The sequence below is a fragment of the Lentilactobacillus farraginis DSM 18382 = JCM 14108 genome, assembly GCF_000583655.1.
GTDB classification, from domain to species: Bacteria; Bacillota; Bacilli; order Lactobacillales; family Lactobacillaceae; genus Lentilactobacillus; species Lentilactobacillus farraginis.
In genome coordinates this window covers 102,545-108,882 of the sequence record NZ_BAKI01000005.1, presented here as the reverse complement: position 1 = coordinate 108,882, position 6,338 = coordinate 102,545, and the positions used below count along the sequence as shown (strand labels likewise).

The window sequence follows — 6,338 nt, the reverse complement described above, 5'->3', positions numbered from 1 at the left end:
AGATCTTTTTTTATATAAATATTTTTATTTTTCACGTTTACAAGTGATTCTTTTTATATTATTATTAAAAGAGTAATCGTTACTATTTAAAGAATGGAAGAGGTAAACAAATGTTACGAAAGATAGTTAGATTTAAATATGTATTATTAGCGTTTTTGGTTGTGACGCTTGGCGTCGTCGCAGCCGGTTGTTCCAGCAATTCATCGTCCAGCAGTAATGGTAAAGTAAAAATTACGGCAACCACTGATTTTTATGGTGAGGTTGCAAAAAAGGTTGCGGGAAACAAAGGTGACGTAACATCTGTTATCACTAATCCGAATGTTGACCCTCACGACTACGAGCCAACAACTAAAGTTGCCAAAGACTTAACCGGATCAAAGTTGGTCATTGCCAATGGCATTGGTTACGATGGTTGGATGGATAAGTTGATGAATGGTAACAAAAAAGCTGACTACATAAAAGTTGGCGAAGACTTGATGAATAAAAAGAGTGGTGATAATCCACATCTTTGGTATAATCCAAAGACAATGCCGAAATTAGCAAATACAATTGCCGCTAAATTAGGAAAGATTCAGCCCAAGAATAAGCAATATTTCAAGAAAAATGCTGAAAAGTACATTGCTTCATTAAAACCGGTAAATACCAAGATTTCCAAATTAAAAGAAGTTTCGACAAAAAGTAAAAATAAGAACGTCTATGTCAGTGAACCGGTTTTTGATTATGCACTTAAAGCTATGGGCTTTAAGGTAGGCAATCCACAATTTGAAAATGATACCGAAAAAGATATTGATCCCTCACCACAGACAATTCGAAGCATGCAAAATGGTATCAAGAATCACAAAATTGCCTTTTTTGTTTATAACTCACAAGTTGATGATAAGACTGTAAATAATTTGGTATCACTTGCTCATAAGAACAATGTGCCAGTACTTAAGGTAACCGAAACTCTGCCGAACGGTAAAAATTATAAAACTTGGATGTTAAGCCAATATAATAACTTACTGAATATCTTGGAAAAGTAATCATCTCAAGCGACGGCTAATTAATAATTGCATTTTAAAAGAGTGCGTTGATAGATTAGGGATACATCTCATTATTCCTTAATTTGTCAACACACTCTTTTTCATTAATCATTTAAATAATAATCGTTGTTCAGCTGACTAACATCTAACTTGCCAGCTTGACCGGCAAACTTAAAATTGGATGTCCATTGCCAAGCGTTGGCAGCGGCATACTTTTTGCCGGTAGGGTTGTTTGGATAGTTGGCCAACCATCCTAAATTATCACTGGTCATGCTGACGTAGCTGTCTACCCAGTTAGCGTTAGTATAGATATCAGTTTTAGTAAAACCAGCAGCTTTAACCACCTTGTTAAATGCTTTGATGTTACGATCATTCTTGGTGATCGATTGGGATGCTAACTTAGGTGCTTCAAAATCGATTGCCATAACAACGTTTTTCTGATCGGTAACGCCTTTGACTTTTTTAACAAAATATTTGGCTTCTTTTTTAGCCTGCGCTTTGGTAGTGAATTGCGCATAATGGTAAAAATTAATGCTAAGACCAGCCGACTGGGCGGTGGCTGTCTGCTGGGCAAGCAGCGGATTTGTATAATAAGTCCCTTCAGTCGCTTTAATCGTCATTGCTTGGACACCCTTGTCCTTCATGCCCTGGAGACCCAAGTTGGTTTGGGCCCCCTGATAGGCCGAAATATCAACCATGTCGGCATTGGGGTGACTGGATGAATAAGTATTGGCTTGCGCGGTATTACCTGCAGCCAAGACGCCAAATGTGGCCAATGTCAGTGCGGCAAGTTTTAAAAGGGTAGATTTTTTCATTCTAAATGTTCTCCTGTAATTAAATTCTAAATTCGTATTAATAATATAATGCGAAGCGTACCACAATTTTTCACTTTTTAAAAATTGTGATAATCTACGTTATCCCTGTAGTGGCAGGGATTTATCGACTTATTTACATTCGGACAACAATCAGGTAACGAAGTGTAATATAAAACAGTTGGCGATACCAACTTAATTTTTTGGTGTCCCAACTGTTTTTAGTTATTTATTTAAGTAACCGCGCCATATCCAGCCACCATGTTGGCCATCGGCGCTTTTAACGTGATAGTAAATTGCGTAGTGGCCGGAGTTCTTCATGTATAGCTTTTCATGAGCATCCGTATACCAAGTAACATCCGGCATGTCTGAATTATAACCGTAACGCATGCCCAAGTGCTTGGAGTAGCGAGCACCGTCCGTTGTTTTATAAGCGTGACGACCCATATTACGCCGCCAAATCAATTTAACAGAGTTGGAACGGCTGGCAGAATACTGTTTACCAGATGGTCCTGGTACTTTAACGATTTCGCCAGGTTTGCTTGAAGTGGCGCTGCTAGTAGTAGATGAACTTGACGAACTTGAACTTGATGAACCGGAAAGACTTGAACTGCTGCTTGTACCGGTTTCGGTTGTTGGTGTTGATGAGCTGCTTGAAGTCCCGGTAGTCGAATTCAAGTAAAAGTCATTGTTCATTTGACTAACGTCCATATTCTGATTAATGGATGGGAAGCGATAGTCGGAAGCCCACTGCCAGGCATTGGCCGAATTGTATTTGCTGCCGGTTGGGTTATTTGGATAATCAGCAATCCAACCGTTATTTGAAGAATTTGTATCGATATGAACACCCAGCCAACTTGCCATGGTATACAAATCCGTCTTATTATAACCGGCCTGATTTAAGGTAGCATCAAAAGCGGCCAGGTTGGCATCGTTTTGAGATTTTGAGATACCTGCTAATTCCGATGATTCAAAGTCGGCCACCATAACGACATCCTTGGAGCTGGTAACCAATTGGACAGCGTTAATAAAATTCTGAGCTTCACTTTGAGCCTGCTGGGTAGAAGTAAAATGAACGAAGTGATAAAAATTAATGCTTAGCCCAGCCTGTTGGGCATATTGAACCTGCTGCGACAAATAAGGATTTGTATAGTTAGTACCTTCGGTTGCTTTAATTGTGACAGCTTTAACGCCATTACTTGCCATTGTCTGATAATCAGCTGCAGTTAAATTTCCCTGCCAACTGGAAACATCGACCATGTCTGTTTTAGGTAAGGTACTTGATGGCGTCAAAGCGGCATTGACCGTTGTTGAGCTTCCCAACAAAATACCACCAGCAACCATTGTTAAAATTGCCAGTTTGGATTTACGATTAAATTTCATCTGATTCTCAACCCCTCATATTCATGTGTTCACTTGCGATACTAACATGAATACGGGGTTAACAAAAGCGAATTCACTTGTTGTTACTTCTTTTTCGATCAAGTGAAAAACTCCAGTAAATTGTCAGTAATATAACAGCCGCGAATGTAATAGTTGTCACATTATTGGGTAATGTACCATCGTGGACAGCCCAAGCAAGCCAAATTAAGATAATTTGGAAAAACCAGGAAATAATTGATTGACCAGCAAACTTTTTGGTTAATAAATGCATAATAAAATCCTCCTAAAAATTTTCTTTGTGTTTTTTCTAAGGTGTTATTCTGGGATATCACCATTTTCCGGAATATAGTCGATTGAATCTGCAATTCGTTTTGGAATCGGGATTTGCGGATCAACGTGGGGATTGTTAAGGTGAATCAGGTTGTATGATTTTCGATACTCACTGGGTGATAGCCCGGTTGAACTCTTGAAGCGGCGCATGAAGACTTTGGGGTCGTTGAAGTACGAATTAAAAGCAACCTGTTTAACCGGCATCTCTGTTCGAATTAAGAGTAGGGTTGCAACTTCAATTTTGATGTGATTAAGATATTGAAGCGTTGTCATACCGGTACAGCGCTTGAAAAGGCGGGTTAAATAATCAGCGTTTAGATTAACGTTTTCCGCAATCTCTTCGACTGTTAACGTACTGGACATATTAGCCCGAATCCATTCCTTGATAGCATTGATTCGTGAACTTTCATCGCTTGAATCAGGATGATTGAAGTAAGACTTATAAAGTTGAATTAAAAGTGCTGAAACCAGGTAGTCCCGTTCTTCAATAAATGAAAGCTCATTGTGAATGGATAAAATCTGATGGATTAAAATAGTTGCCTCTTCGTAGTCAGATAGTTTAAAGTGCATTGGCAAGAAAATCTTTCGCTTCGATTGTTTGTTTGTTTTAACCTCCGAAACCATCTGCTCCTCTTCTGATTCAAAAACATCTTCTCGATACTGTGAAAAGAAGTGGAGCCAATAGAAATCAACATCTCCCTTCGAGTTTTGATAGCCGTACATTGTTGTAAAAGGCGGTACAAATAAGACTTCATGATCATTTAGTGTTATCCGACGGTCACCAATTTGTAAATAAATCGGCCCTTTAATACATAAAATTAATTCATAATCTCCTTTATGATACATTCTGCGGTGTTTCCACGGCCCATGTGCAAGAAATTCACCTCCCTTATAGTACAGAAGTGTTTTTGCAATGTTAAATGTTGAAAATAACATTTTTGACAGCCTCCCATTCAAATGTCGGAAATAAGCACCAGACATCCGTAAATCTAGATCATGTAACTAAAAATCAATCATATCGGAAATAATCACCAAATGTCCCAAACGTGATACAAAACCGCTTGTGAAGCACCTTTCCGGCCAACCCCTTTTTAAAACTAGTCGGAAATTATCACTTCTTTTGCTATTATAGCCCTTTTTTTTCTTCTTGCAAACGCTTACTATAGAAATCGTAAATGAGATACAAAAATAAATATCCAAGGACGGCTGCCTGAAGATGTTTATTGCTCGCGAGTTGTAACGTCATTTCATTTATCGATTTTTTGCAATAATTTCCAAAATATTGTAAGCGTTTGTATTTATAAATAAATGGAGGTCAGGATCATGAGTTCAAATGCAAGTCATGTTGATGCCAATACTGCGAGTGCGCAGGCACTTTTGGCAAATGATAAGCTGCCATGGCATCGTAAAATAACCTATGGTTTTACAGATATGTCTGGTAACCTGCTTTACTGTATCATTAGTTCTTACATGCTTTATTTCTTCACCAATGTCTTTGGTTTGTCGGTTGCAATGGCCGGTGTTATTAGTTTGATTGCTCGTTTCTTCGATGCAATCGGTGCACCGATTATGGGAATCTTGGTTGACCACACCCACAGTAAGTATGGGAAGAGTCGTCCTTGGTTCCTGTGGATGTCATTACCATTTGCTATCTTTGTCTGGTTGCTGTTCACCACACCATCGATCAGTTCCGGTGCTAAAGTTATTTATGCCGGTGTTATGTACATCTTAGCCGATTTGTCCTACACGGCCGTTTCAACACCAATTACTTCGGTATTGCCAAACTTAACTTCTGATACCGATGGCCGGATGCAAGCCAACTCAATTCGTTTAGTTCTTGGTAATGTTGGTAACTTCTTTGCCGTTACGTTTATCATTCCGTTTGCCGGTATGCTTGGTGGCGGTAATGAGCAAAAGGGCTGGTCACTAGCTGTTGGAATTTACTCAATTGTTGCTTTTGTATTTCTGCTTATTGCGTTCTTCGATATGCGTGAAAAGAATATTGAAAGTGAAAAGGTTATCAGTATTAAGGAAAGTTTCAAAGCTGCCAAGAGTAATTGGCCTTGGGTATTAATCGTTACTGCCAACTTGGCTTACTGGACAGCCTTCATTATCCGTAATTCCTCAATGCCTTATTACTTCCAGTACAACATGGGCAGTAAAGGATTGATTTCATTCTTTAACGGATTCACGATTATCCAGGTTATCGGAATGGCTTCAGTTCCATTCTTCGTTAAGTTTATGCACAAATGGGGCACAACCGTCTTCTTCCTCTTGTTGACAATGGTTGGCCAGGCATGGATCGGCTTTGCTGGTGCTAACACGACCTCTGCTTTAATCGGCTGGTGTGTTGCATGTATCGGTTCAGGTTCTGCCTGCACAATGTTCTTCGCCATGGTTGGTGACACTGTTGATTTTGGTGAATGGAAGAATGGTATCCGTGCCAACGGTTTCTTAACTGCTATCGGTGCTTCATTCTGTATCCAAATGGGAACCGGTTTTGGTTCTTTCATCGCTTCAATGTTACTTAAAGGCTTCGGCTTTGATGCTGCTAAGGCAACTCAAAGTGCCGGCAGTCTTTCAGGAATCAACTTTACCTTTGTTTGGGCACCAATTATCATTTACGCAATCAGCTTGATTTTGATGATTGTTTACCGTAAGTGGGAAAACCACGAACCAATCGTTAAGGCTGATTTGGCAAAGCGTCACGCTGAAGAAGCTAAGGCTGCTCAAGCAAGTGAAGCTTAAAACGCTGCTTATTGACGTTAACTAATCACTGTATTTTTTCGAG

General features: G+C 39.4%; 6 protein-coding genes. 2 read left to right on the top strand and 4 right to left on the bottom strand.

All coding sequences use genetic code 11. From position 1 onward, the window contains the following. Nucleotides 1–110 precede the first annotated feature (110 nt). Nucleotides 111–1,022, top strand: coding sequence for a metal ABC transporter solute-binding protein (locus tag JCM14108_RS03555; protein ID WP_035178459.1), 912 nt, complete (start codon nt 111–113; stop codon nt 1,020–1,022). 104 nt (nt 1,023–1,126) lie between these two features. Here JCM14108_RS03555 and JCM14108_RS03550 read toward each other — a convergent pair whose 3' ends face one another. The 4 genes from JCM14108_RS03550 to JCM14108_RS03535 all read right to left on the bottom strand — a co-directional run bounded on the left by JCM14108_RS03550 (nt 1,127) and on the right by JCM14108_RS03535 (nt 4,483). After that, on the bottom strand, nt 1,127–1,837 hold the full coding sequence (locus JCM14108_RS03550) for a GH25 family lysozyme (RefSeq protein ID WP_035178458.1): 711 nt from the start codon (nt 1,835–1,837) through the stop codon (nt 1,127–1,129). Nucleotides 1,838–2,059: 222 nt separating this feature from the next. Further along, on the bottom strand, nt 2,060–3,217 hold the full coding sequence (locus JCM14108_RS03545) for a GH25 family lysozyme (protein ID WP_035178457.1): 1,158 nt from the start codon (nt 3,215–3,217) through the stop codon (nt 2,060–2,062). A 73-nt stretch (nt 3,218–3,290) separates the two neighbouring features. Next, nucleotides 3,291–3,488: a hypothetical protein gene (locus JCM14108_RS03540; protein ID WP_035178456.1), complete on the bottom strand. Its 198-nt coding sequence runs from the start codon at nt 3,486–3,488 to the stop codon at nt 3,291–3,293. A gap of 44 nt (nt 3,489–3,532) precedes the next feature. After that, complete coding sequence (locus JCM14108_RS03535; RefSeq protein ID WP_035178455.1) at nt 3,533–4,483, bottom strand: AraC family transcriptional regulator; 951 nt, start codon at nt 4,481–4,483, stop codon at nt 3,533–3,535. Nucleotides 4,484–4,870: 387 nt separating this feature from the next. Here JCM14108_RS03535 and JCM14108_RS03530 point away from each other — a divergent pair, with 387 nt between their 5' ends. After that, nucleotides 4,871–6,295 carry an MFS transporter gene (locus JCM14108_RS03530; protein WP_035178454.1) on the top strand — a complete coding sequence of 475 codons (1,425 nt, stop codon included), beginning with the start codon at nt 4,871–4,873 and terminating at the stop codon, nt 6,293–6,295. Nucleotides 6,296–6,338: the final 43 nt, after the last annotated feature.